This window comes from Ruegeria atlantica (genome assembly GCF_013033965.1).
In the GTDB taxonomy this organism is placed as follows: domain Bacteria; phylum Pseudomonadota; class Alphaproteobacteria; order Rhodobacterales; family Rhodobacteraceae; genus Ruegeria; species Ruegeria atlantica_D.
This window is the reverse complement of record NZ_WQFE01000012.1, coordinates 59,790-83,610: the sequence shown is the minus strand read 5'-3', so window position 1 is coordinate 83,610 and position 23,821 is coordinate 59,790. Positions and strand designations below refer to the sequence as shown.

Below are 23,821 nucleotides of genomic sequence, written 5' to 3'. Positions count from 1 at the left end.
AAAGGCGATTTTGAAATGAGTTTGACGTCAGATCAGATGGAATTGCGCGAAGACGACATTCGCAAGCATTATCCCGCAGCGACCGCCTTGCTGAACGGGTTCGAACACGCGCCTCGGATCGCAAAGGCGGTTGAGGTGGCAGTCGAGCGGTCTCCGGGTGTGTCGACCGGACGGAGGTTCCGGTCCACCACGCCGGGTTTGGTGACACGGCGCACGGTGCGCGCAAACGGGGTGCATTTGGTCGAACGGATCGAGGCCTCGGATGATGGCGATGCGCTGGTCTCGCCACCGCAGGCCACAACGCAGCAGGCAATCCGCCGTGCGGTTGCCATCGCTCTGGCGGTGAGTGAGGCCTACGCAGAACAGACCCCGCTGGCAGACCTCAAACGCGCGAACCTTGCGGGCGATCTGCCCGCTGCCCGCAAAACAGAGTTTTCAGAACTGCTGACGGCTGAGGCGCTGATCACCTTGCATACGTTCGGCAATGCCTTGGCCTACCTGATGTCCTCGCATCTGGGCGAAACGACCGCCGATATTGGTGAGATCGAAGAGATCCTGACCGATAATGGCCAACTCGCCCTGCACGGCGCGCTGTGGGAGTTGGACCAAATGCTAGTCAAACACGCCCCCGACGATGCCCACCTGATCGCGGCCACCAGTGCCTATGCCGAACAACTGATGGAAAAAGCAGCCCTGCGCGCCCAATCTGCTGGTCATCTGGCCCCGTTTCAGAACGCCGCCTGGCATATCGAGGCCGATGATCTGACGATCCGTGGCTTCGAACCCGCCTCCAAAGCCAAATCCACCACCCTGACCATGACGTTCAAAAAACCCAACGAGGTGGTTGGCAACCATATCGCCAAGTATCAGGCGATGAAACTGGCCAAGATGGTCATGGCCTATGACTTTGACCGCCGCCTGAACCCGTTCGCCGAGCTTGGCGGGTTCATCTTTACCTTCATGGGTGACGGCAAACCGGGCACCGGCAAGACAACTCTGATCCAGATGATGGCGGGACTGATCAACGACTATTGCCAGAACGCGGGCTACCCGTTCCGCTATCAGAACCTGAGCACGGACAATATCGACAGCTATCAGGGCAAATCCGGTCAGAATGCCAAGGCCTTCATCAACACGATCATCGACCCCTCGGTCATCGGTTTCGGCACCATCGACGACATCGACCAACTGGCGGGCAAACGCGGTGACCGGCAGTCGTCAGCCGGGCAACTGGAAATCACCGCCGTGCTGATGGAGAGCTTTGCGGGTGCCAACACCGTCGTGCGCGGTAACTGCACCTTTGGCATGTTCTCGAACTACCCCGAGAATGTGGACGACGCCCTGCGGCAACGGGCAGGCGCGCGGTTCCTGGTGGACGGGCCGCAAACGCGCGAGGATTACATCGACATCCTGCACCTGCTGATGGGCCGCAACCATGACATCCCGCTGGGCGAACACGAAGCCTATGCCGCGCAGGAGATTAAAAAGGCCGTCGCCGCCAGCTTCGAAAGCCACTCCCGCCCACATGAGGATGCTTTGTTGCAGGTCTTTGACCGCGTTTCAGGCAATATCGGCCAGATGGACACGATCGCCAAGCTGGGCACCTACCTCAAGGCGATCCAACAGGCCGATGAGCGCTTTACCGGTCGCGCAATCAAGAACATCACCGATGCGGTCAAGGTCCGCGCGATGGATTTCGTACTGCCCGACGAGTGGATGGAAAACCCCGACCTGTTTTTGTTCCGCGACTACGACACTAAGAAGGCGATGATCGAGGACCTGCGCCAACCGATCACGGTGGAAATGGTGATGCAAGAGATCAACCGCTACGCCGACAGCGAGTTCCGCTATGCCGACAAGAGCGACGAGGTCGCCATCGAAAACGCCGTCCGCGAGATGGGCCGGATGGAAGAGGCCAAGCGGCGGTATCTGGAGGGTAAGCGATAGAAAGCCAAGTACTGCGGTTGATCAACTATGATGCGCCTGAATGCAATTTACTGCGTCAAGGCTCAGGGAGAAGAAATGGATTTCAAGGCAATTGAACACATCACCGAGTATCGTTTGACTTGGGACGAGTTCACGTCAATTCCGGAAGATCAACGAGCCGCGGTCGCCGTTGCAAGCTACGCTGTAAGCGAAATAAATGCGCTTTCACGTTTGTATCTGTTTGCGGTTCAAGAGATGACAGGTAACCCAGTTATTGATGGGGCTGTGTTCATTCAAGCCAATGTACTTCTTAGAGCAGTCTCCTCGAAGGTCTTTGAGTTTACTCAGTTGATTAACCTCAAAGACAAGCACAACAAAACTAATGATCCGATTGTAAAAAAGATCTTCTCAGATGCCGAGGTCGCCTTCCAGGAGCTGAAGAACAGAGAGGGATTCCAACTTGCCCAAGCAATACGCAATGAAGCATCCAATCACTACCGATTAAAGCCAGCTCGAAGCAACATGAAAGGGTTAGCGGAGCAGGCCAGACTTTCATTCTGCATGCACCGAATGTCAGGTAACTCATACCACCCTTTGGGCGAGGAGTTTATGTTTATTGCGCGCTTAAATCGCGCTGGTCAGAAAGCTGAGACTAAAGAAGATAAGCTAAAACTGCACAGCGAATGGTTCGAATGGAATATTGATGCGGTAAGATGGGTCAATGGTGTGTTTCGCGAGCTGATGAAGGAAATTGTTTTGAAAAAATTTCCTTCAAAAAGAGCAGTCAAGGTTCCCCATTGGATAAATCCCAAATTGGTGGGGGAAGTCGATGATCACAAAGCTCCAATTTTCTTGCGAACTCATAATTGGAGCAGGAAGCTAGCCTCATGATCCGCCTCATCAAAAAAGGCCTGATGTTCGGCAACCTCGTCCACATCTCCAGCCCGGCTCTGGTCGAGCGGTATAACCGCGCGCTGCAACATCTGGCGGGGAAGACTACGGCGCTGACGGATTTCCATGTCGATATCTCGGGCTATTCGCCGGAGGTGGGGATTGAGCTGGAGGACGAGCTCTACCTCAATCCCAACGGGGTCAACCGGCAGTTCATCCTGCTGACGACCGAGCAGAAACGCGCGCCGCTGCTGAACGTCAAATTCTCGACCTCGCGCGACATCCTGCGAGAATTCATCGAGATGAACGAGGCGCAGCTATTTGCCCTGACTGCCATCGATGCGGTGGCCGGAGAGCTGGTGAACTCGGTCATCAAACTCACCACGCCGCGCGATCTGTTGAACCTGAGCAAGATCGAGATCGAGGCCGACACCGCAGGCGGCACCCTGCGCAAGGCCGCGCAACTTGCGGGTATGGTCGAGCGGTTCAAAACCAAAGAGGACGCCTGGTTCGACGATGTGCTGATCGCCAAGATGATCGAGACGGCCAAGGAAACCGGCGATGTCACCCGCAATCCGGTCCGCCTGCGTCATACGGCGTTCGAGCAGCGCAACTTCTGGACGGCGCATTTCGGTGGGCTCTACCTGTTTCCGGATCTGGACCATCCGGCCGCGATCTTTATGGGCGACAAGCCCGATGATGTGCCAATCGAATACGTTTTTGGTCCATCGCAGCGGAACAAGATCGCAAAATTCCTCGGGCTCAATAATCTTGTCGAAACGATCATCGAAGCGCGGGGTGTCAATTCCGCCGCGATCCTGCAGCAAAAGATGGATTTTCTGACCATCGACGCCGCATCGGATGCGGGCGTCGATCTGAAGGGGCTGGACCGTGGCGACATGCGGCGGCTGGCCCGCAACCACGCGGATCGGTTGCCCGAGGCCTATCACGGTCTGGCGGAACTGTTGCGTTGGGCGAAGGATGGCGGTCCCTGGCCGCGCATCACCTCGGATCACCCGGCCTATTTCTATACGCTGCGTGCTACCAACACGCCGAACCGCGATCTGGTGAACATGCTGCTGGCCGAACTGGCCCCGCTGGATCCACGCCAGATGTTCATCTGCCATAAGGAGCTGTTCTACCGCACCTATGCGACATGGCCGGAATCCAAAAAAGCCTATGTTGCCGAGTTCCTTGCGCGCGAGTATCAGGTGGACAAGGCGGGTGCCCGCGCCGCGCTGTTCGGCCATGAGCCGGACATGAGTGGCAATGACCGGGTCAGCGATGACATTATCGCGCGCGTTGGTCCCTGGGGCGCAGTTGGGAGAGGTTGAATGTTCGTCGCATTACGGTTTTTGATTCCGCTGCTGATATTTCTGACGATCCTCTATGTGGGCGTATCGATCTATTCCCGTTGGGTTCGGCGCGGAAAACTGATCGCACACTGGGAGAAAAAGGGAATGACCGGCGACAAGGATGCCTTTGTCCAGCGCGGTCTGAAAAAATATGACGGATCGTTTCGCCGCAAACTGATCCTGGGGATTTACGTCGTGCCGCTGGGCCTGATCGCGATCCTGATTTATGTTACGAATTTCATGTGAGGGTTTCGCTGATGCGTTACGTCAAATGGGCCATCATCATTCTGTTCTGGGGCACAATTGCGGCGGTGTTGAATTACACCCTGCCGCAGCACGACGTTGTCCGGATTTCGGATACGTACGAGAAACGGATCGACCCCGGTGAGAACAGCATCTTCTGGTCGGTTCATGACGTCGGCAGCGATGCGACTACGCCCAACCGCGATGTGTTCTTCATTCAGACCCGGAAGACCAACAGCAAGGTCATGGTTTATCGGAACGAAGACACCGGCTGGGGCTGGCCACCTTATTTCAAACTAAACTCGTCGAACCTGCAGGCCGAAGCCGCGGATTTGAAATCAACAACCGAAGCACCTCGCTGGGTCGTTGTCCGCCACTACGGTTGGCGAAGCGAGTTCCTGTCGATTTTCCCGAATGCCGTAAAGATCTGGTCGGTAGACAGCCAAGACGTTCGGATCATTCCCTGGTTCAACATCATATTCCTGACCGTCTTCTTCGCGATTGTCTGGGCGCTTTGGGTCCGTTGGCGCCGATTTCGCGAGGCGCGGGTCGATCCCGTGATCGAGAATATGGAAGATGGCCTCTATGCCGCGGGCGACGCAATTGAAGAGCAAGGAAGCAGATTTCGGAAGTGGTTAAACACTTGGAAATCGAAATAAGTTTAGGCGGAACCAACTGCCACCGCCATCAATCTCGGCAGTGATCTTTGCGGCTGTGTTTTTCATCGAACGATAAACTCGGCGTGCAGGGCTCCAGCGGCTTTGATCGTTTTCAGAATGTCGATCATGTCACGCGGCGACACCCCAAGCGCATTCAATCCGGCCACGACTTCGGATAGGGTTGTTGCTTCGGGAATTTCGGCCAACCCGGTGCCTTCCTCTTCTTCTATCCCTGCGATTGTTCTGGGTACCACAACAGTCTCGCCGCGCGCAAACGGGTTGGGCTGCACCGCAATCGGCGCTTCTTCGACCGTGAGTGTGAGGTTACCCTGCGAAACCGCCACCCGGGATATTCGTACTTCCTGCCCCATGACAATTGTGCCCGAACGTTGATCCACCACGACACGGGCTTTGGTTTCGGGTTCAACTAAAATGTTCTCGATCCGCCCAAGTGCATGGGCCGTCGAGATTGCCTGCGTTGCTTCGATGTTCAGGTCGACCGTGCCGGAATCGCGCATGATGGCCACCGCACGATTGAATTCGGTATTGATGGCGGCTTCGATCCTGCCTGCTGTTGTAAAATCCGGTTCCCGCAGGGCCAGGCGCATCTGGGTGAGCGTTGAAAGTTCAAAGTCGATCTCACGTTCCACCCTGGCTCCGGACGGGATCACACCGGATGTGGGAACGCCCTGAACCACCGAAGCGGCCTCTCCCTCGGCAACGGCACCGCCGGCCAGAACGGTTCCCTGCGCAACTGCGTAAATCTGACCGTCTGCCGCGTTCAGCGGGGTCATGATCAGTGTACCGCCCAGCAGGCTTTTGGAATCCCCGATCGCGGATACCGTAACGTCGATTTGCCCGCCGACACGCGAGAAGGGCGGCAGACTTGCTGTCACCAATACCGCAGCCACGTTTTTGGGGCGGAAATCCTCGCCGTTGACGTTGACGCCCAACCTTTCAAGGATGTTGGACATGATCTCTTCGGTAAAAGGCGAATTCCTGAGTCCGTCCCCGGTTCCATTCAGCCCCACAACCAGGCCGTAACCAACCAGATCGTTTCCACGAACCCCGTCGAAATCCACCAGATCTTTCAGGCGGATCGCGCCGGCGGAGGCAAGGCCAGGAAGCAGCATCAGAAGAAAAACAAGGATTCTCATCTCAGGAAATTCACCAGCGACAGGTTCGCATTGCGAACGGTGACGGAATACAGGCTTTCCAGTTGGAACTGGACGGTTTGCAACTGAGTCGCGGTTTCGTAAGGGTCCGCTGCTATCAATGTATTTCGGCTGCTTTGCAAACTGGTCCGCGCAGCGTTGTTTCGCGTTTGCGCCTGTTCGATGCGGGCTTCGGTCGCACCGACATCGGCGCGCAGCCTCACCAACTGATCCTTGGCGTTGACCAGATCGACCCCGAGCTGTTTGAACAAAGCCGTTCTCTGTTGTGTTGGAACATTGAGACCGCTGTCCGCGATTACAGCCGCGACTGCAATATCGCGAAGCGCGGCTTTGATGGCCGGATCCGTCGCTGTCACGGGAACTGATACGCTTTCGTTCTCAGATATCTGCATGGGGGCCAGTTTTGTGTCGGATCCCTGATAAATCACCGCATCGAACCCGGCAGGATCATCAAACCAGTCCTCTGCTCGCTGCCTGATGTCCGCAACAGTGGCTGCGCCTATCAGTTCCGCCGTAAGTGCGGTGATCAGCGTGTCTGCGGATGGCAGCGGAGAGACATCCGTTGCGGTGCCCGAATACAGGCTGCGCCCTCCGGCCCGGGTGTTCAATGCCGACACGATCGCGTTCAGTTCGTTTTTGGCCTGAGTCGATGCGTTTTCATGGGTCACTGCCTGATTTGAGGTGCCAAAGGACAGAAGCGAGGCGGTAATCCCTTCAACAGCGCCGGCAACTGTATTCAAGCTCAGCTGCATCGCATCCGTGAACAAACCTGCTTCGGCCGTCGATACTTTGAACGCGTCCAGTCTGGACAAGCTGCGATCCAGGTCCAGTAGGTGAGAGTAATCCCCGTCCAAATGGCCAGACAGGTCCTGTACCCTTCCCGAAGATAATTCGTAGGACAGTGTTTCGATCTGGTTTTTGATTTCGGTCGACCGCGATCTCAACGTCAGCCCGCGCGCCAGATCACCAATGGAAGTCACATTCATCGTCACAACCTCAGCAGAGTGTCCATCATCTCATCCACGGTCGAGATGAGCCGTGCATTCGCGGCGTAAGTCTTTTCGATTTGCATCAGGTTTTGCAGCTCGGTGTCGGTGTCAACGCCGTGTTCAGCTTCGATCTTGGCCATTTCCAGTTGAGCGTTCTTGGCGAATGTCATGCGCCCTTCGGCGGCATGCGCGTCTGCCCCGGCCTTGGACAAAAGAGCCTCGGCAATTTCCGCTGCCCGCATGTTTCCGGTTCCATATAGTCCTCCGGCAACAGGGCGGGCATCATTCAGGACCGACCCAAAGGCTCGCAATTGAGTTGCGTCTCCCGGATCCCCAGAAGTGGTAGCGCCGAGGCCCGCGCGCAATTTCCAGCTGTCGCCGCCAGTATCAGGGTCCACGGCCGCGTTCAGGCTTATGCGCGAAGCCAAACCGGTGACCGCAGCCGCGTTGAAGCGATTTCCCTCATCAGTGAACAAGCCGGGATCGGTTGCCGTGACGGTCGGATCCAGGCCAGCGGTCTCGAACCGTTCGATCAAGTCTTGGGCTGAGGTGTCCAAATGAACTTGCGCTTCGATAGAAAGATCATCGCGAATCTCGAACTGAGCAGCCAGGGCACCGCCGCGAAGCTGCGCATTGACGCCGCTGGTACGCACGGGTTGCCCGTTCATCTCAAGCCCTGATAGCAGGCCATTGGCGATTGTCATATGCGGTTTGGTTTCGCCCGTTGTCGTAAAGCTGAATTCAGCGGCTTGTCCTTCCAATAGGATCAAACCGCCATCTGAATACAGCGACACCCGGTCGTTATCCCGGGCCACAACGTTGATCGGGATCAGCTCGTTCACCTGATCAATCAACACCTGGCGCTGGTCCAGAAGGGCGTTGATGTCACCGCCAGCGTTTCTAACGCTGGGGATTTTGTTGTTCAGGTCTTCGATGCCCTGCAAAGACTGATTCAAGCGGTTGACCTGTTTACCGATGGTCCTGTCCGCATCCGACCGTGCCTGACGCAGCCCTTCGGACGCCGCATTCAGACTGTCTGCCAGACCTCGTGCCGCGCGGGCCGCCTGATCCAGCCGCACTTTGGAATCCGGCAGGCTGGCGGCCGTTGTCAGGCTGTTTTCAAACTCGTTCAGCCGAGAGGCGAAGGATTTCGGCTCATCGACCGAGCCGACGGCCTTTTCAAAACGCGTGTAGAAATCCGAGATTGCGCTTGCGCCAGCAAGATTTGCATCGGTATCGCGCCGGTTGGCGATCAGGACCGGGTCCTGATGGCGCGTCACACCGACGGTGCGCACGCCATTGCCTGAGATCGGACTTGTCGCCAGTTCCAGCGAACGACGCGCGTAACCCGGTGTCAGGGCGTTTGCGATATTGCCCGAGACAACTGCGGCCCCGCGACTGGCGGCGGTCAGGCCGCCCAAGGCATTGTTCAATGCTGTCGTCATGTTCATCGGACGGGTCCTTTCTTAGCTCAGCGCCCTAAATCAACGTTTGATGTTTGTCGTTTCCTGCAGCATCTCGTCGACGGTCTGGATCACCTTGGCGCTTGAGGAAAACGCCCGCTGCGTCTGGATCATCGAGGTCAGTTCGGTTGCTACATCGGTCGTGGATTCTTCGCGTGCAAAGGACACCAGATCTCCGGTCGGTCCATCGCCTGCGTTCCAAAGGAAGAACGTTCCACTATCGCGGGATGGGGCATAGGTCTGATTATCCAGCGCCTTTAGCCCGTTTGGGTTGGGAACGTCGACAAGCGGTATCTGATACACGCGCCGGCTGAGGCCGCTGTCGTATTGTGCGTAGACATATCCGTTTTCATCCACCTTCACGCCGGTCATCGTTGCAACAGGGGCACCGTCGCGGTTAATCGACACGGGGGCAAAGGTGTCCGAAAGTTGCGTAATCCCGTTCTTGTCACCGATCTGACCGATATTGATCTCCATCGGCCCGCCATCAACATTCACCACAAAACTGCCATTTGCCGGATCGTAAGCACCGCCTGAAATTGCGGTCACGCTGGCCAGCGTACCGCCTGCTGTCCGGCTGTCGGTGAAGGTCATGCGGTATTCTCCGATCACTGCGCCGCCCGATGCGGTATCGCGCAGTGTCATGGTCCATTCGTTGCTGGACCCGGTTCCAGGCACAGTCGGGACCAGTTCTATGTTCACGGATTCAGATTTTCCGAGATTGTCAAAGTACTCGACCGACAAAGGCTGTGCGTCGCCGGGCGCACCTGCATCCGTTGCAGTGGCCGGAAGGTTCATGCGCAGGTTCATGCTTGTGGTCGGAGAGCCGGACAGTTGATTGACACTGAGTTTGACCGGTTCAAGCGCAGCCGGTGTATCCCTTGGCACATTGGGGATCGATCCATCCGGATCGGCGGGCCAACCCAATAGGACGAGCCCAGATTGGGTGACAAGATGACCTTGTTCGTTTGTGCGGAACGAACCGGTCGTGGTTAGCAACATCTCATTCGAATTTGATCCAACCTGAGAGCTGGGCCGCACCGGCAGAAGGCCGCGACCGCGCACTGCCAAATCGGTTGAATTGTTTGTGGTCACCAGCGACCCGCGCTGGTCGATCATCCGCTGACTTGTGGTTCTGACACCGCCTGCCGAATAGCTGCCACCCTGACCGGACGTGACCATCGAGTGAAAGTCGGTCTCAACCCGCTTGTAGCCAAAGGTGGACGAGTTGGCGATATTGTCAGAGATGGTCGCCAGCCGGTTCGCGTTGGCCTTCAAAGCGGCCACACCGGCGTTCAGCGAAGAGGAAATTGTCATTGGCACGCCCTTCTGTTGCGTCAAAACGTGATGCAACAGCTAACGTGCTGGCCCTTAACAGCACGCTAACAGGTAAAATGCGTCCTATCCTTTTGGGTTTAGGGTGTGCGTAGAAATATGATTTCGATCCTGTTGTTGCGAACTGCCATCGGGTTTTTGACCGTCAGTTCGCGGTCCGCATGGCCCGTGACCCGATCCAGCCTTTCGGCCGCCAAACCCTTGCCCTGCAACATTTGGCGCACGGATTGAGCGCGGGCCGTCGACAGGTCCCAGGCCGGGTTTTTTGCCAGGACAACCGGTGAAGCGTGTACGTGTCCTTCAACGGCGACGGCGTTCTGCACCAGGTCCGAAGACCGCGCCACCAGAAGCGCCAGCGCGCGCATCATCGCGGTGGGTTTGTCGGTTCCCGATTCGAACAGCGGCTGATCGTCTGTATCGAACAGTTCGACAACCAATCCTTCGTCGGTGACGCGCGTGACGATATGTTTCCGCACCTTGTCCGAAACAAGGCTTTCGCCGGTGCGCCCCAGAAGCTCGGCTTCTAGTGACGAGAAATCCTCGACAGTCTCTTTACCGCCTTCTGCGTTCACGCCGACCGAACCGCGTGCCTGCCGGGCAACCGTCGGACTTTTCTGGCTGGCACCCGAACCATCCATCACCATGGTTTTTTCCGAGAACATATTGTTGCCGCCAAAGGCGCCGTCACCGCCGCCTGACACCGGATTCACGGGAATTGTCGGCGAGAAGTAATCCGCCAGCCCTTTGCGTTGTTTTTCCGTCGTTGCATTCAACAGCCACATCAACATGAAGAACGCCATCATGGCCGTGACAAAGTCGGCATACGCGACTTTCCACGCTCCACCGTGGTGACCATCGCCACCTGACACACGTTTCTTCTTGATGATGATTGGCGCCGCATTGGTTTGCGCACCCATCTCCACCACCTTTTTATCACCCGTTACTGGGGTAGCAGGGCAGGTCTTAAGGCGGACTTAACACTTAAAACTGTCGGGACTTCGCTAGTGCGTCAATGCGGTGCCCGCACGGCGCAGGATTAGCTGAAGGCGGTCAAAGCTGTTCCTGAGGCCCTCGGTTTCGGGTTTGGCGAAGAACGCGTCCAATTCATCATGCACACGCACGGCCTGATCCAGCAGAGGGTCAGCGCCTTCTGAATACAGCCCGGCCTTTATCATGACTTCGGATTGCTCATAACTGCCAACCAGCCGCCGGGTTTCCAGGATCATCTGGTTTTCCTCAGGCGATGCGGCACCGGGAAGACTTCGTGACACGGACCGGCTGAGGTCGATGGCGGGAAACCGGCCGCGTTCGGCGATCTCGCGGCTCAGTATGATGTGGCCGTCCAATACACCGCGTAGAATGTCGGCGATGGGTTCGTCCATGTCCGAACCGGCGACCAGCACGCTGAACACGGCCGTGATATCGCCTTGTTCCTCTGTTCCCGGCCCGGCTCGCTCGCACAGGCCGGCGATCAAGGGCGTGACCGAGGGTGGAAACCCCCTCAGCGAGGGTTGCTCACCCATTGCGACAGCGATTTCGCGATGCGCCTCGGCAAAGCGCGTCACCGAATCGGCCAGAAACAGAACGTTCAGCCCCTGATCACGCAGGTATTCCGCCACCGACATCGCCGACCAGACACAGCGCCGTCGTGCAAGCGCGGACTGATCCGAGGTCGCGGCCACCACAACTGACCGCTTCATTCCTTCAGCACCCAGCGCACGCGTGACAAACTCGTTCACTTCGCGTCCACGCTCGCCCACCAGCGCAACGACGACCACATCTGCCTGCATCGACCGCGCCAGGGTTGCAAGCAGCGTGGACTTTCCCACGCCAGAACCGGCGAACAATCCAATGCGCTGACCCTGAACGATGGGCAGCATAGTGTTCAGCATGGCAAGGCCCGTTTCCATTCTTTGACCCAAAGGTTTGCGATCGACGGCTGGTGGAGGGGCTTGCATTATGTCCTGCTCCTGAACTCCCGACAGCAGCGGTTTTCCGTCCAACGGATTGCCAAACGGGTCGACCACCCTTCCCAACCAGTGCATTCCCGGCGCAAAGGCTGGTGTTTGATTCAGAATCACCCTGTCGCCAAGACAGACTCCGTCCGATGCCGTAGCGGGCAGCATGTGAATCAGGTCCGAATCGACATGCAATATCTCACCTGCCAGATCCGGCCCATTGCGTCGGTGTAAGGTCACATGATCCCCGATCCGCGCATGCACTGCGAGGCCTTCAACCTCTATAACCCCGCGCGCGACGCTGGCTACGCGTCCCATATAGCGTGCGGCAGACAGTCGGTCGAATTCACATTTCAAAAGCATCGGGTCGAGATCGGACATCGTGGGTTCTCCAATGGTTTCTGAAAACGGTTTCTAAAGGAATCGGGGTTAAGCCTTGATTGAAATTGATCGAGGGAGAAGCCCCGATGTTCTATGACCTGAACGTCTTTAAGACCGCGTACGCAATGGCAACCCATGCCGGACAACGGCAATCCGTCATTGCGCGAAACATGGCCAACGCGGATACGCCCGGCTACCAGCCACGCGATATCGAGCCCTTTAAGAAAGCATTCGAAATCTCAGGTCGTGACGTCGCAATGACCGCCACGCGGGCCGGTCATCTGCACGGCGTTGGAGGTCCAAAGCCCTGGGCGGAGATTGAGGCTGCGCCTTCGGGTGACCCAAACGGCAACGGCGTTTCCGTGGAAGAGGAGATGCTAAAGGGCGTCGAGGTCAAACGTCAGCATGACCGCGCCCTGGCGATCTACAAATCCTCCATCACTATTCTGCGCAGCAGTCTGGGCCGGGCATAAGGGGGCTTCAGGATGAGCGATTTTTCCCATTCCCTGACAGCCTCGGCCAGCGCCTTGCGCGCACAGGCAACACGGTTGCGCCATGTGTCCGAAAACATCTCGAACGCCGACACACCGGGTTATCGGCGCAAGACGGTGCCGTTTGAGGCCGTAAACAAGGATGGAAATGAATTGGTGCAGGCGGGGAGGGTTAAGCTGGACCGTCGTGCTTTGTCGCGCATCTACGACCCAAGTCATCCGATGGCCGATGACACAGGTCACTATCGCGGCTCGAACGTCGATCTGATGATCGAGATCGCTGACGCCCGCGAGGCGCAGCGCAGTTACGAAGCCAATCTCAAGATGTTCGACCAGACACGTCAGATGTCGTCGAGCCTGATGGACCTTCTCAGAAAATAGAGGACACCAGAATGGATATCCGAGCACTCAATGCCGCCCAGAGTTACGCGGGTGCACGCCCCGCAACGCAAGCTAATCCAGACCATGCCGGAATGACGCAAGGATTGCGGTCAGGGTTTCAGGACTTTGCCGCGACGCTGAAACAGTCCGAGCAGATGTCGCAGGCCGCGATGACCGGACAAGCCGATCCGCACGCGCTTGTTCAGGCGCTGGCACAGACCGAGCTGGCCGTGGAAACGGCGGTGATCGTACGCAACAAGGTGGTCGAGGCCTATCAGGAAATCCTGCGGATGCCGGTCTGATCTGATGCTCAGCGAGGGTCTCTTCTATGACATCGTGCGTCAGGCGTTGTGGGTCGCGGTTATCACCTCGGTCCCGATCCTCGCCGTGGCGCTGGTTTCGGGCCTGATCGTGGGCCTGTTCCAGGCGCTGACCTCGGTGCAGGAGATGACCCTTACCTTCGTGCCCAAATTGATCGCCATCGTCATCGTGTTCTGGATCTCGATGGGCTTCATGACCCAAACGCTGGTCACGTTTTTTACAGGAACACTCATCCCATTGATCGCAGGAGGTCGCTGATGGATACCGCCTATGTCACTTTGTCCCGACAGTCGGGTCTGATGAATGAAATGCGGCTGGTTGCGAACAACATCGCCAATGCCAATACCACCGGTTATCGCGCACAAGGGTTGGTGTTCTCGGAATTCGTCCGCGACATGCCAGGCAACCCATCACTGTCCATGAGCCGCGCCGAGGTGCGCAACACGTCGCTGCAGCAAGGTGTACTGACGGAAACCGGAGGGCAGTTCGACTTTGCCATCGAAGGAGACGGGTTCTTCATGGTTGAAACTCCGGCGGGTAATCGACTGACCCGAGCTGGCGCTTTCTCATCCAGCGCGGATGGGGATCTGGTATCCATGGATGGACACCGTGTGCTGGACACCAATGGTGCACCCGTCTTTATCCCGCCGGACGCGGCGTCGATCGATATCGGCGGCGATGGCACCCTGAGTGTGGATGGGCAGTTGCTGGGTCAGATCGGGGTTTACCGCGTTGCCGATCCCAAAACGCTTGTGCGCGAAGGCAGTACGCAGTTCCGGGCTGAGGGCGACATTGAGCCGGTGGAAGACCCTGTGGTTGTCCACCGTTTTCTCGAAGGATCGAATGTGAATGCCATCGCGCAAGTCTCGCGCATGGTCGAAATCCAGCGCGCCTATGAACTGGGTCAGAGCTTTCTGGATTCTGAAGACGAACGTGTGCGCGGAGCGCTCAAGACGCTGATGCGCTGACCTGAACAAGGAGGATTTGACATGCGGGCATTGAAAATCGCAGCGACGGGCATGACGGCGCAGCAAATGCGGGTCGAGACGATCTCGAACAACCTCGCGAACATGAACACCACGGGTTACAACGCTCGGCGGGCCGAGTTCGCCGACCTGCACTATCAGCAAGTGGCGCGGGCCGGTACGGTTAACGCCAACGATGGTACGGTATTGCCAACCGGTATCCAACTAGGCCTTGGGGTTCGCCCGGCCGCTGTGACCGTGCAGCTGTCTCAGGGTGCCCTATCGGCCACCGGAAGCGATCTGGATGTCGCAATCGAAGGACGCGGATACCTGGAAGTAACCCTGCCCAATGGCCAACCTGGCTATACCCGCGACGGGAGTCTGAAACGATCCGCGGAGGGGCTGATCGTAACCTCTGACGGATTTGCTGTGGCACCCGAAATCACCATTCCCGACGACGCGCGGTCGATTTCGATCAACCCTGCGGGCGAAGTTTTTGCCTATTTCGACGACGCACCAGAGGGGCAGCTACTGGGAGAGTTCACTCTGGCCAGTTTCTCCAACGCCAAAGGGCTCGAGGCGATCGGCAGCAACCTTTTCAAGGAAACCGAAGCCTCGGGCGCACCTGTGGTTGGCGCACCCGGAGAGGATGGGATGGGCACGCTGCGGCAGGGCCATCTCGAGGACAGCTCGGTTGACGCGGTGCGTGAGGTCACGGAACTGATTGAGGCGCAGCGGGGCTATGAAATGAACGCCAAGGTCATATCAGCCGTCGATCAGATGATGGGCGCAACGACGCAGGTGCGGTGATGCGGGTTTTGAGCTTCTTTCTGGCCCTGACGGCTCCGATCCCGGCACTGGCAGAAATCGTGGTGTCGAAACGCACCATTCGCGCCAAAGAGATCATCTCAGCCGCCGATCTGGAAACCAAGGACCAGTTTGTCCCCAACGCGGTGACCCGCCCGGAGTTCGTGATCGGGCAAGAAGCGCGCGTCACTCTGTATCCCGGCCGCCCGATCCGCGAGGGGGATTTTGGTCCGCCAGCCATTGTGGATCGCAATGATCTTGTCGTTCTTGTTTTTGATCGCCGCCCGCTGTCCATAACAGCCGAGGGTCGCGCATTGGGTCGCGGTGCGGTCGGGGACCGCATTCGTGTCATGAATCTGTCGTCACGCTCAACCGTCACCGGACACATCCGGTCTGACGGCCAGATCGAGGTAAAATAATGTCTTCAGTTTCGAAAACTCTGTTGGTTGCTGCACTGGCTGTGACCGCTTGTGGCCGCGTGGATCACCTTGGCAAACCACCAAGTTTTACACCCAACGATGAGTCGCCGGAACATGTGGCGATGCTTTGGCCGGGATTACCCTTGCATACGCAGCCGCAGCGCAACGTTGATAAATCGTCGCTTTGGAGTGGGGGGCAGCAATCTTTGCTGGGGGATCAGCGCGCGATCAAGAAGGGGGATATCCTGACGGTCGTGATTGAGCTGGATGAAAAGGCCGAGATATCGAACGACACGAACCGATCCCGCAGTGGTTCGGAAAGCCTCGAGGTGCCGGGGTTGTTTGGTTTGCCTCAACGTGCGGCCGAACAACTGCCAAACGGCGCATCCTTGGACGAAGCTGTGTCGATCGATTCCGCGTCGACCAGCAAGGGTAAGGGTTCGGTGAAGCGCAAGGAAAAGCTGACACTTCGGGTGGCAGCAACCGTGATCGATGTATTGCCAAATGGGGTGCTTTCGATCTCGGGCTCGCAGGAATTGCGCGTCAATTTTGAACTGCGGGAGCTTTTGGTCGCCGGGTATGTGCGCCCGCAGGATATCTCGCGCCAAAATGAGATTACCTATGACAAGATTGCGTCAGCCCGTGTCTCCTATGGTGGCCGCGGTCAGATAACGGACGTTCAGCAGCCTCGCTACGGGCAGCAAATTCTGGACTCAATTCTGCCGTTCTGAGGTGTTGCAGTGATTAAGAAACTGATTCCGGTCGTATTTCTTTTCGTGGGTTTAGGCGGTGGCATCGCAGCCGGCGTCTTTGTGGGCCCCTCGGGCAAAGTGGCGGACGCGGCCAGCGAGACGAGCGCCATTTCCAAGAAAGAAAAATCCAAGGAAAAAGACACGAAGGCCAAGGTAGAAAAAGCCGTCAAAGGCGCCAAAAAAGAAGGCATGAGTACTTATGAGTATCTGAAGCTGACCAAGCAATTCGTCGTTCCAGTGGTAGAATCGGATCGGATTGCGGCGTTGGTCACCATGTCGCTGAGCCTTGAGGTCACACCAGGCATGGCCGAGCCGTTCTATGCCGTGGAACCCAAGTTGCGGGATCGCTTTTTGCAGGTGCTATTCGATCACGCCAACACCGGTGGTTTTGACGGGAACTTTACCCACTCTGACAATCTGGCCGTCTTGCGCGAGGCACTGCTGGATGAGGCGCGCAAGGATTTGGGGGACGATGTCTCCAAGGTGTTGATCATGAGTGTAAATCGTCAGGACACCTGACGGACCGCCCGAAAATGGTCGGATAAGGGCAGGCGTCTATCGGTGGTTTTTGCACAGATTGGAAACCGCCTGCTTGCGGCCGAACGCGATGCGCAGGTCGGCTAGGGCTGCTAGCTTCTGCGAACGTATGCGCGCAAGCTGCAAGTTGAGCTCCCTGCGCGTCGCAGATTCCCATCCGTTCCAAAGCACATCGGTGCCGGTCACACGATAGCCTTCTGCAGATGCAATCTCTTGCCGGGATTGTTGGACTTGCGCATTTAGCCTGGCCAATTGTTGCTGCACCTTTGCTTCGGCCTCCAGCACCGGGCGCAATGATTGATATTCCCGCTGAAACGCAGCCTCGGTCACCGTTGTCAGATCCTGCAGCTGTGTACGTTTCATCAGATTTGCCCCTTTATCCGCTTGCGCATGGCCTCGGCGAACCGGATCGCGGCAGCGACAGGGCGGTAATGTTCTTCCGAGATTTCCTGCCCGATCTCGACGGTGGCGTGCAGCGCACGTGCCGTTGGCGGATCGGGGTGAATCGGGACGCCTGCTTGCCCTGCAGCCTCGCGGATGGCGGCGGCCACGGAATCCACGCCCTTAGCTACGCAGACAGGTGCCGACCCGGCGGTTCGGGACCATTTTAACGCGACCGCAAAATGGGTCGGGTTGACGATCACGACATCGGCTTTGGGAACATCGGCCATCATCTGGTTGGTTGCGATTTCCTGGGCGCGCTGGCGGCGTTGTTGTTTTACATGCGGGTCGCCTTCGGCATCTTTGGTCTCGTCCTGGATTTCCTTTCGCGACATCCGGTTCTTGCGCATGTGTTCGGCGTATTGCCAGATGTAGTCGACCACACCGATGGCCAGAGCCACAGCAATGACGATGAACATGAACCGGGTCAGCAGGTTCATCATAAGCATCACCGAAGACCGGGCTTGGGATGCGCTTGCGGACAGAATCTCACTGAGGTTGGCGCGCAGGAAAAGCGCCAGGCATGTGCAATAGATCACCAGCTTTGCAAAGCTTTTTGCAAATTCAAACAACCCGCTGCGCCCGAACTTGTTCTTGGCATTGGAGGGTATTGAAATACGCGACAGCTTGGGTTTCAGCTTGCTGGGTGCGAAAACCAGCGCCCGCTGCGATATCAGGCTAAGCAAAACAGCGGCCGCAGGCAGACCAAACAGGATCGAAGCAGACAAAGCCGCCGTCCGGAGCATCCCCCCAACGGGGCTGGCGGCGGGACCGGCGGTCAATAGCTGGCCAAACTCATCGGCCTGATCGATCAGAACAACAAACAAAGTGCCCATGCGGTGCACCGCGAATTGCCCTGCGGCGAGGATGGCAATCAACAAACCGACATAGGCCGCTACGACAGACAGATCATTTGACTTGGCGATTTCCCCTTTTTCTCGCGCCTTCTGCAGCTTTTGCGGCGTTGCCTCAAATGACTTGTCGCTGTCATCGTCCTGATTGCTCATCTTATGACCTCAAGCGGGTTCGTCATGAATGCGATCAGGGCATCGGACCAGACCGACAAGATCAAAGGGGTGCCAGCAAACAGAAGAAACAACCCTGCAAAGGTGATCGCGGGGGCGCCGACAAAGGCCACCATCAATTGAGGCATCGCCCGGTTGATGACCCCAAGGGCAAGGTTATAGATCAGCGATGCGATGACGAACGGCATGGCCAGGCTGAAGGCCAGGTTAAAACTGCGCGCGATCTGCTGCACGCTCCATTGCGACAGGTCCGGTGCAAGCGGGGCAATGCCCATTGGAAACAGGGTGTAGCTGTGGATCAGAAACTGCGCGACACGGATGTGAAGGCCCAGCAAGACAGCCAACACCAGCCCTGCCAGCGTCAAAAGATACCCCATCGCCGGAACAGGATCGACAGCGGCACCGCCGAGAATTTGTGACAGCGATGTCGACTGGGCCGCGATGGATCCGGCCGTTTGCAGGGCCAGCACGAACAGACGCAGTCCAATGCCCAGCGCCACTCCGACAAGTATTTCGGTGAAAACCATTGTCACCAGGGGCACAAACTCATGCGCTTGATTGGGTTGGGGAACGGCGGGTGTGACAATCAGAGTGAAGGCTGCTGCAACCCCCAGTTTGACGCGGGTTGGAATGCTACGTTCTCCGAACGCAGGCAGCAGCGATACCAAGGCCGACACGCGCAGAAAAACGGCAGATAGGTGCCACAAGCCATCGGCCAATTCCGGCAGCAAGGCTGGTGGCAAGGCGATCATGCGGGAACTGTTCCGACCAACGCAGGTCTGGCCTCAAGCCCGATTTCCTCGAAGGACAAGACTGGATTCGACACGCCCCGCGCTTGCATGATCGTTCGCAGCAAACGACGCCGGCGGGTCGAGGTCACAACCGCCGGGAACAGCCCGTGATCGGTGGATTGGGTGACGGTTTCGACGACGCCGTCTGCCAGCTTGTTGAAGAGGTTCGGCGGCAGCGCCACATCCAACCCGGCGTTTGGCGCGTCGATCTGGTATGAGGCAAACGTATCCTCCCATTCCGGCGCAAGCTGGATCAGCGGAATGGACCCGTCGCCCCGTTTCATGTCGGCAACCAATTGGAATCCCAACCGCTGCCGGACCAGCTCGCAAATCCCCTCAGGCTGGGTTGTGGTCAGGCGTGCCTCGGCCACGCTTTCCAGAATGAGGGCCATATTGCGGATGGAAACCTTCTCTTCCAGCAGCAGACGTAAAACCGCATGCAGCGTGTCGATGGGCACCTTGTCGGGGATCAGCTCGTCCAGCAGCTTGCGGTTCGCCTCGGCTCGAACCGGATCGCTGAGCCGTGTCATCTCGGACAGCAGGCGGCGCAGGGATTTCAGCGTAAGCAGCCGCGCGAAGTTCTGTTTGATGATCTCAAGCAGATGGGTCGCCAGTATTTCGGGCGGTGAGACGATGGTTGCGCCGCTCAGCGCGGCGGCCTCTTGATCCTTGGGCAAAATCCAGCGGGCGGGGGCGCCATAGACGGGTTCGGTGACATCATTTCCGTCAGGCAGCATGTCATGGCCGTCCTGCACCAATGCCAGAACCAGATCAGGGTTGAGAACGCCACGGGCCTGTTCGACCCCCTGTACCTTGATCACGTAAGTTCCCTGAGGCAGTTCGGCGCGGTCGGTCAGGCGGATATCGGGCAGGATCAGCCCAAAGCTTGAGGCGACATAAGTGCGCATATTGGCAATCCGGGCGTCCAGTCCGGTGCCGGGGTTGAGGACCATACTGACAAGATCAGGGGCGAACTCCAGATGGACATCATCCAGATCCAAAATGTCCCCGATTGCTTGCGAAACAGGGGTTTCGTCCACGGGCGAGGGCGTCTGTTCCGCGTCAGCTTCGACCTTCTGTTTGCGGTGGACCGAATAAGCCGCGTACCCCAGAACACCCGCGCCAAGGATGAAGGGTAAAAAGGGCAGGCCGGGCACCAGAGCGAACAGGACCATTAGCATGGCCACTGTGCCCAAAGCCGCCGGATGCCGACCCAACTGCGAGAAGATCGCATTGTCCGTTGCGCCCTGAGTACCGCCCCGTGCCAGCAATAGCGCCGAAGCGATCGAGATGATAACGGCGGGGATTTGCGAAACCAGCCCGTCACCGACGGTCAGGATGGCGTAGGTCTCAAACGCCGATGATACCGGCATACCATGCACGATCACGCCCATGATCAATCCCATCACAAGGTTCAGCAACGTGATCAACAGGCCTGCAACCGCATCCCCCTTGACGAATTTCGAGGCGCCGTCGAGCGAACCGAAGAACGTGGTTTCCTGTTGTTCATGCTCACGGCGCTCTTTGGCTTGCTGATGGTCAATGGCCCCGGCGGACATATCGCTGTCGATGGCCAGCTGTTTGCCGGGCATCCCGTCCAGTGCAAAACGTGCGCCAACCTCGGCCATTCGCGCGGCACCCTTGGTGATGACCATGAAGTTCACGATCAGCAGCACGCCAAACACCACCAGCCCCAAAAAAATGCTGCCGCCCATAACAAAGTTTGCAAAGCCTTCGATCACGTCTCCGGCAGCATTCGGACCGGTATGCCCCTGACCGATGATTAGTTTGGTCGAGGATACGTTCAGCGACAGCCGCAGCATTAGCGACGCTAGCAGGATCGTTGGAAAAGACGAGAAATCCAGCGGGCGTTCGATGAACAGCGTCAGGGTAAAGATCAGGATAGCTAGCGCGAATGAGGCGGACAGGCCGACGTCCAGAACCCAGGCGGGCATGGGCAGGATCATCATTACGATGACCGTCATCAACGCCAGCGCCAGCAGTATGGTCGGAGAGAACAGGGAACGGGCGTCGATCTTGGTCACGCAGAACTCCTAATTGAACTGGATAAAGGCGGCCGCACCGCCGGCAACCGGCACCAGAGATCCCATAGCGCCATTGCCGACAGGCTTTGCCCGAGGTGGAATCAATGGATGCGCTGCCCCGGTAAAGGGGTCACGCGTCGCAAAGGCGTTTGGAGTTTGGTGATCCAACTGAGCCAGAACCGTCTGAAAACGCGCCATATAGGCGTTTGCCAAAGCAGGCGTGCGCGAGTGATAGGCGCCAGCGGCGGCATTCCACGAACCCAGCTCGGCATACAGCTCTTTCAGAAATTGAGCTGCATATGTGGCGTTTTCATCGGGGTCGAACATGGCGTCGATCGAGCGGAACGCTTTGCCATGCCAGCGGTAATTGATCTGGAAGCACCCAACATCAAAGCTGCGCTTGCCTGCTTTGAAGATGTTGAACACGTAGGATTTGGCCTCGAATTCCGAGGTGAACCAAATGCCTTTCCCTTCGACATTGATGGTCCAGGGCCAGGGATGCAGCGCCCCGTCCAACGCGCGACCTGTTTCAACACGGGCAATGGCGCGCATGACATCCAGTGGTACGCCTTCGGACAGCGCGGCGCGCTGGGCTGCGTGGTCGCAAACACGGGCAATTCCGGTGTCGGACATAGCAAAACCCGGCTGGGCACCCAACAGCGCCGCCAAGGTCAGTCCTAAGATCGTTCGATAGGGCATTCTGCCGGTCCGGGATTCTGATCAGTCCGGGCCAAACTAGCCGTGTCAGGGTTTACAGAGGGTTATCGGCCGCTCAGTTTCGGTCGATCCGGCGGCCGAACACCACGCTGGTGTTGGTGCGCAAAACTCCGGGTATTTTGGCCAGATCGTCGACCAGAATGTCCAGATCCTCGATTCTGGGGGCTTCGGCGGACAGCAGCAGGTCAAACTCACCGTTGATGGACAGGCAAAGTTTGACCTCGGGGTAGGTTTCCAGCCGCTTGATGATGCGTCTGGTCTCTTTTTGCTGGACCTCCAACAAGACAACGACCTGAACGCGGGGGGCGTCTTCCGGGGCGCTTAGAATAACCGAATACCCGGCAATCACGCCACGTTCTTCCATCCTTTGGATGCGTTCGTGTACGGTGGTCCGTGCAACGCCCAGTTTCGCGGCGATCTTGGTCGTGGATTCGCGGGCGTTGTGCTGCAGGGCCGAGATGATGCGGCGGTCAAGTTGATCCATAGGGCTAAGGTGTAGTGCAAAGGCCTTGCGATGCTCAAGGCTTGTTAGCGTGTTCGCCCGGCGCGGTTTTTTGTGTGGAGCGCGGCCAGATCAAAGGCGCAACGATAATCCCCATAAGGGCTGCGACGGTCATCCAGATCAAGGCCTGCTCGGTGCCTTTCGATGTCATGAGCCACCCCGCCAGCGGATACAGCATCAGCCAGCAGGCGTGCGATAACGTGAACTGCGCCGCAAAAATGGCCGGGCGGTCTTCTGGGCGGGCCGTGCGAGTTAGCAGGCGGCCAGAGGGGGTCAATGTAGCCGAATAGCCAAAGCCGGCACCGGCCCACAATGCCACAAGTCCCCACAGGGTCATCTGAGTCGAGGCAAAAAGCCCCGCCGCAACTGCCATCGAAAATGTCCCAAATGATGCGCCCACCAGCATGACGCTGCGGTCCTTGAACCTGTTCAGAAGTGAGGGCAGGGCGAAGGCCGCCAGCATCGAGCCACCCCCGTACCCGGCCAGAGCGACGGCCACGGCACTTTCCGACAGCCCAAGTTCGGCGCGTACGACGACGACAGTATTGACGATGACCATCGCGCTGATTGACGCGGCCGTCCAGGTCAGTGCCAGCAAACCGCGTAAACGTCTCGTGCCAAGGTATATGCGAATGCCGCGTGTTGTCCGGTCGTAAATTCCGCTTCGTATCGTCGGTTTTGGTGAGGGCAGGGCGACTGACACAACAAGAATGGCAGAGGCAACGAACCCAAGGCTTGTGCCCCAGAACAGGTTGTCAAAGCTAATGAGCAACAACAGCGCAGCGGCCAGAACGGGGCTGAGCAGGCTTTCGAGGTCATAAGCCAGCCGGGACAGCGACAGGGCCTTGGTATAGTCCTGCTCATCCGTCAGGACATCCGGGATCGTGGCCTGAAAGGCGGGAGTGAACCCGGCAGAGGCCGATTGCAGCAGGAAGATCAACACGTAGATCTGCCAGATCTCGGTCACGAACGGCAGGCACACCGCAACAGCGGCCCGCACAAGATCCAGCGTCACCAGCATTTTGCGTCGGTCCAACCGTTCCGCAATCGCGGCAGCCAGTGGGGCGATCACCACATAGGCCACCATCTTGATGGTCAGGGCGGTTCCCAGAACCATACCTGCCGCGTCACCGGCCAGATCAAAGGCAAGCAATCCCAGGGCAACGGTTGCCAATCCCGTTCCCACCAGCGCGACCACCTGTGCTGCCAGCAAATGACGGTAGACGCGGTTCTTCAGGACGCTCAGCATCGT

The 23,821-nt window shown here is 57.8% G+C and carries 27 protein-coding genes; 14 read left to right on the top strand and 13 right to left on the bottom strand.

Translation table 11 applies throughout. The features are described 5' to 3' along the window. The first annotated feature begins 15 nt into the window (after positions 1-15). Genes GOW16_RS18995 through GOW16_RS18975 form a run of 5 tightly spaced genes read left to right on the top strand, consistent with a single transcriptional unit; the run spans position 16 to position 5,074 of the window. Entirely contained in the window at positions 16-1,947 is a 1,932-nt protein-coding gene (locus GOW16_RS18995; RefSeq protein ID WP_170418364.1) for an AAA family ATPase, read from the top strand. A gap of 27 nt (positions 1,948-1,974) precedes the next feature. Further along, positions 1,975-2,817 carry a hypothetical protein gene (locus GOW16_RS18990; protein ID WP_170418360.1) on the top strand — a complete coding sequence of 281 codons (843 nt, stop codon included), beginning with the start codon at positions 1,975-1,977 and terminating at the stop codon, positions 2,815-2,817. Further along, on the top strand, positions 2,814-4,151 hold the full coding sequence (locus tag GOW16_RS18985; protein WP_170418357.1) for a DUF6638 family protein: 1,338 nt from the start codon (positions 2,814-2,816) through the stop codon (positions 4,149-4,151). Before GOW16_RS18990 ends, GOW16_RS18985 begins: the two co-directional genes overlap by 4 nt. Further along, the gene (locus GOW16_RS18980) at positions 4,152-4,418 is read left to right on the top strand and encodes a hypothetical protein (protein WP_170418353.1); all 267 of its coding nucleotides are present in this window, start codon (positions 4,152-4,154) and stop codon (positions 4,416-4,418) included. A gap of 11 nt (positions 4,419-4,429) precedes the next feature. Further along, a complete protein-coding gene (locus tag GOW16_RS18975) occupies positions 4,430-5,074 on the top strand; it encodes a DUF1523 family protein (protein WP_170418350.1) in 645 nt (214 codons plus the stop codon). 62 nt (positions 5,075-5,136) lie between these two features. Here the strand turns inward: GOW16_RS18975 and GOW16_RS18970 are convergent, their stop codons facing one another. From GOW16_RS18970 to GOW16_RS18945, 6 genes are all read right to left on the bottom strand, one after another. Further along, positions 5,137-6,231 (bottom strand): flagellar basal body P-ring protein FlgI, encoded by a 1,095-nt coding sequence (locus GOW16_RS18970; RefSeq protein WP_170418347.1) that lies wholly within the window; start codon positions 6,229-6,231, stop codon positions 5,137-5,139. After that, a complete protein-coding gene (locus GOW16_RS18965) occupies positions 6,228-7,235 on the bottom strand; it encodes a flagellin (protein ID WP_170418344.1) in 1,008 nt (335 codons plus the stop codon). The genes GOW16_RS18970 and GOW16_RS18965 overlap by 4 nt, the downstream gene beginning before the upstream one ends. 2 nt (positions 7,236-7,237) lie before the next feature. Next, on the bottom strand, positions 7,238-8,689 hold the full coding sequence (gene flgK, locus GOW16_RS18960; RefSeq protein WP_170418341.1) for a flagellar hook-associated protein FlgK: 1,452 nt from the start codon (positions 8,687-8,689) through the stop codon (positions 7,238-7,240). Between the two features lie 33 nt (positions 8,690-8,722). After that, complete coding sequence (locus tag GOW16_RS18955; protein ID WP_170418338.1) at positions 8,723-10,018, bottom strand: flagellar hook protein FlgE; 1,296 nt, start codon at positions 10,016-10,018, stop codon at positions 8,723-8,725. A gap of 98 nt (positions 10,019-10,116) precedes the next feature. Next, positions 10,117-10,953: a flagellar motor protein MotB gene (locus tag GOW16_RS18950; protein WP_170418335.1), complete on the bottom strand. Its 837-nt coding sequence runs from the start codon at positions 10,951-10,953 to the stop codon at positions 10,117-10,119. Between the two features lie 84 nt (positions 10,954-11,037). Then, positions 11,038-12,375, bottom strand: coding sequence for a FliI/YscN family ATPase (locus tag GOW16_RS18945; protein WP_170418332.1), 1,338 nt, complete (start codon positions 12,373-12,375; stop codon positions 11,038-11,040). Positions 12,376-12,461: 86 nt separating this feature from the next. On the opposite strand from GOW16_RS18945, the gene GOW16_RS18940 reads away from it, so the two are divergent. The 9 genes from GOW16_RS18940 to GOW16_RS18900 are packed head-to-tail and all read left to right on the top strand — an operon-like array spanning position 12,462 to position 17,030. Then, entirely contained in the window at positions 12,462-12,848 is a 387-nt protein-coding gene (locus tag GOW16_RS18940; RefSeq protein WP_170418329.1) for a FlgB family protein, read from the top strand. A gap of 12 nt (positions 12,849-12,860) precedes the next feature. Further along, positions 12,861-13,247 (top strand): flagellar basal body rod protein FlgC, encoded by a 387-nt coding sequence (gene flgC, locus GOW16_RS18935; RefSeq protein WP_170418326.1) that lies wholly within the window; start codon positions 12,861-12,863, stop codon positions 13,245-13,247. An 11-nt stretch (positions 13,248-13,258) separates the two neighbouring features. Beyond that, complete coding sequence (gene fliE / locus GOW16_RS18930; protein WP_170418323.1) at positions 13,259-13,549, top strand: flagellar hook-basal body complex protein FliE; 291 nt, start codon at positions 13,259-13,261, stop codon at positions 13,547-13,549. Between the two features lie 4 nt (positions 13,550-13,553). After that, positions 13,554-13,826: a flagellar biosynthetic protein FliQ gene (locus GOW16_RS18925; protein ID WP_170418319.1), complete on the top strand. Its 273-nt coding sequence runs from the start codon at positions 13,554-13,556 to the stop codon at positions 13,824-13,826. Beyond that, entirely contained in the window at positions 13,826-14,536 is a 711-nt protein-coding gene (locus GOW16_RS18920; protein WP_170418316.1) for a flagellar hook-basal body complex protein, read from the top strand. Before GOW16_RS18925 ends, GOW16_RS18920 begins: the two co-directional genes overlap by 1 nt. 21 nt (positions 14,537-14,557) lie before the next feature. Continuing rightward, positions 14,558-15,343 carry a flagellar basal-body rod protein FlgG gene (flgG, locus tag GOW16_RS18915; RefSeq protein ID WP_170418312.1) on the top strand — a complete coding sequence of 262 codons (786 nt, stop codon included), beginning with the start codon at positions 14,558-14,560 and terminating at the stop codon, positions 15,341-15,343. Further along, positions 15,343-15,759, top strand: coding sequence for a flagellar basal body P-ring formation chaperone FlgA (flgA, locus tag GOW16_RS18910; protein WP_170418309.1), 417 nt, complete (start codon positions 15,343-15,345; stop codon positions 15,757-15,759). Before flgG ends, flgA begins: the two co-directional genes overlap by 1 nt. Further along, a complete protein-coding gene (gene flgH / locus GOW16_RS18905; protein ID WP_170418306.1) occupies positions 15,759-16,490 on the top strand; it encodes a flagellar basal body L-ring protein FlgH in 732 nt (243 codons plus the stop codon). Before flgA ends, flgH begins: the two co-directional genes overlap by 1 nt. A 9-nt stretch (positions 16,491-16,499) precedes the next feature. Next, positions 16,500-17,030 carry a flagellar basal body-associated FliL family protein gene (locus GOW16_RS18900; protein WP_170418303.1) on the top strand — a complete coding sequence of 177 codons (531 nt, stop codon included), beginning with the start codon at positions 16,500-16,502 and terminating at the stop codon, positions 17,028-17,030. Between the two features lie 36 nt (positions 17,031-17,066). Here the strand turns inward: GOW16_RS18900 and GOW16_RS18895 are convergent, their stop codons facing one another. From GOW16_RS18895 to GOW16_RS18865, 7 genes are all read right to left on the bottom strand, one after another. After that, a complete protein-coding gene (locus GOW16_RS18895) occupies positions 17,067-17,411 on the bottom strand; it encodes a hypothetical protein (RefSeq protein WP_254429847.1) in 345 nt (114 codons plus the stop codon). Further along, positions 17,411-18,496 (bottom strand): EscU/YscU/HrcU family type III secretion system export apparatus switch protein, encoded by a 1,086-nt coding sequence (locus GOW16_RS18890; protein ID WP_170418300.1) that lies wholly within the window; start codon positions 18,494-18,496, stop codon positions 17,411-17,413. The genes GOW16_RS18895 and GOW16_RS18890 overlap by 1 nt, the downstream gene beginning before the upstream one ends. Continuing rightward, positions 18,493-19,266 carry a flagellar biosynthetic protein FliR gene (locus GOW16_RS18885; protein WP_170418296.1) on the bottom strand — a complete coding sequence of 258 codons (774 nt, stop codon included), beginning with the start codon at positions 19,264-19,266 and terminating at the stop codon, positions 18,493-18,495. Before GOW16_RS18885 ends, GOW16_RS18890 begins: the two co-directional genes overlap by 4 nt. After that, a complete protein-coding gene (gene flhA / locus GOW16_RS18880) occupies positions 19,263-21,290 on the bottom strand; it encodes a flagellar biosynthesis protein FlhA (protein ID WP_217354683.1) in 2,028 nt (675 codons plus the stop codon). Before flhA ends, GOW16_RS18885 begins: the two co-directional genes overlap by 4 nt. A 69-nt stretch (positions 21,291-21,359) precedes the next feature. Next, entirely contained in the window at positions 21,360-22,049 is a 690-nt protein-coding gene (locus tag GOW16_RS18875) for a transglycosylase SLT domain-containing protein (RefSeq protein WP_170418290.1), read from the bottom strand. Between the two features lie 73 nt (positions 22,050-22,122). Further along, complete coding sequence (locus GOW16_RS18870) at positions 22,123-22,551, bottom strand: Lrp/AsnC family transcriptional regulator (protein WP_170418287.1); 429 nt, start codon at positions 22,549-22,551, stop codon at positions 22,123-22,125. Between the two features lie 34 nt (positions 22,552-22,585). Continuing rightward, positions 22,586-23,818: an MFS transporter gene (locus GOW16_RS18865; protein ID WP_170418284.1), complete on the bottom strand. Its 1,233-nt coding sequence runs from the start codon at positions 23,816-23,818 to the stop codon at positions 22,586-22,588. Positions 23,819-23,821 lie beyond the last annotated feature (3 nt).